We start from the raw sequence: 1,981 nt of genomic DNA on the forward strand, positions 1-1,981 counted from the left end.
CGCGGATTCCATGATGGCCCGGACGATCAACGTCCAACCCAAGGCCGAATACACGACTGCAACCGCACCACTTCCCGACGATCGAAGATCAGCTAAGGCAGCCCTGCTTGACGGAGGAGTCCATACATGAATTGTTAGGCGCGAACCGGGAAGGCTCGCACCACGTCTGACAACTCATGCAGAGTATCGGACAAGTAAGTCTGATCCAGGGATAAGCGGAAAGTAAGCTTATGGCCAATCCCAGCCTCGTCCATGGCCTCGCCAGTGATGCGAATGTGTCCTAAGTGATCGCAGGATGCACGAAGGACAAGCTGCTCCTCCATGGGTTCAAAGGTGTAGTCACCTTGCAGCTCCCGGTGCAAGTTGCCAAGACCCTCCAGGAGTCCCACGATCTCGGTGGTAAGGAAGTTTGCTTGAAACTTGCCACGGAACGCTCCGGCGCTAATCGAGACTTCACAACGAAGCCAGTTGTCGTCGTAGAACTCACCAACAGGAGCGCATTCATAGCTGAGCACGGTGAGCGTGACGATCTCTGACTTGCTGGTTCCGATTGCAACAGATTTCATAGAGCGCCTAACACCAGAATTAAGCCGAGCCACGAAGCGGCTGGCAGTTCCTGCGAAAAAGTGGACACCTGTTCTTCAGCAACACTGCTCGAACTCAACCGGTGAACGATAGCCCAGCGCCGAGTGCAGCCGCTGGTGATTGTAGAAATGGATGTAGTCGCTGATCGCTGTACGCAGCGAACGATCACTGTCGAAGGTCGCGCGATGGTACATGTCCGACTTCATCGTCTTGTTCCATGACTCCATATGCGCGTTGTCGGTCATCCGCCTCGGGCGGTTGACCGATTGCACCAGTCTGGCGCTACCCAGTCGTCGCCTGAAATCGCCGGCCATGAACTCGATCCCCCGATCACTGTGGAACAGCGTATCGCAGCTTGGCGTGCGTGTCCGCAGGGCCGCCGCCAAGGCGTGGCGGGTCAGCGCCGCCGTCCGCTCCATCCCTAGCGACCAGCCCAGCAACCGCCGGGAGCATCGATCCATGACCGTGGCCAGGTAGCGCCACTGGCCCCTCACTTTCAGGTAGGTCACGTCGCCGACCCAGACCTGGTTGGGTCGACTGCAAGGCGCGTCGTGGGCGCGGCTGGGGACGCTGTCCAGGAATCGCGCCAACCCGGGGCGGCGCCGGTAAAGACGGGCCGAACAAGCGCGCAAGCCCTCCTCGCGCATCAGCCGCTCCACGCGCCGGCGACCCACCTGGTCCCCTTGTCGCTTGAGTGCGGCGTGCACACGCGGGCTGCCGTAGGTTTCCCGACTGGCGCCGTGCACATGCCGGATCTTCTCGATCAGCACCGCGTCCTCGATTGCACGGGCACTGGCAGGCCGTCGCACCCACGCGTAGTAGCCGGCGGGACTGACGCCGTAAAGGCGGCACATGACCCTCACCGGACAGGCTTCTTTATGGTGCTCGATGAAGGTGAAGATTTCGCCTTTCGACCGGAAGTGAACGCGATCGCTTTTTTTAAAAGGTCATGCTCGATCTTCAGCTGATCATACTGGCGCTTGATCTGACGCAGCGCCTTCAGCTCCGCAACCACGGTCGGACCCACATTCACACCCTTGGTCACGATGAGTCCCTCCCGAGCGAGCCTTCGCCAACGAGACAACATGTAGGGATGGATGTAAAGCGACTGGGCGACGTCGCTGACCCGCACACCAGGTTGCTGGCTTAGCTGGACGGCAGCCGCTTTGAATTCGTCACTGTAACGGCCGATTGTTCTCGGGCCGGGCTTTGGCATGGGAGCACTCCTGAGGGTTAGGTCAGGGTGTCCACTGAAGCGAAGGAACTACCGCTTCGGCTTGAATGATGAAATGGACGCCTCCCGCGTCGCCACACGGCTTCGATGAGCCAGACCGATACTGGATCGGGACACGGGAGCACGAGAGGAGTCCACGCCATGCATGCTACGACCGTCGCC

The 1,981-nt window shown here is 59.9% G+C and carries 3 protein-coding genes; all 3 read right to left on the reverse strand.

From position 1 onward, the window contains the following. Positions 1–134: 134 nt before the first annotated feature. Positions 135–566 (reverse strand): WapI family immunity protein, encoded by a 432-nt coding sequence (locus tag H4F98_RS16575; RefSeq protein WP_182688934.1) that lies wholly within the window; start codon positions 564–566, stop codon positions 135–137. A gap of 75 nt (positions 567–641) precedes the next feature. Continuing rightward, complete coding sequence (locus H4F98_RS16580; protein WP_182688936.1) at positions 642–1,487, reverse strand: IS3 family transposase; 846 nt, start codon at positions 1,485–1,487, stop codon at positions 642–644. Continuing rightward, positions 1,445–1,801: a transposase gene (locus H4F98_RS16585; protein ID WP_182688935.1), complete on the reverse strand. Its 357-nt coding sequence runs from the start codon at positions 1,799–1,801 to the stop codon at positions 1,445–1,447. The genes H4F98_RS16580 and H4F98_RS16585 overlap by 43 nt, the downstream gene beginning before the upstream one ends. Between the last annotated feature and the right edge of the window lie 180 nt (positions 1,802–1,981).

Origin of the sequence: Marilutibacter spongiae, from assembly GCF_014145325.1 — a bacterium.
GTDB lineage: Bacteria > Pseudomonadota > Gammaproteobacteria > Xanthomonadales > Xanthomonadaceae > Marilutibacter > Marilutibacter spongiae.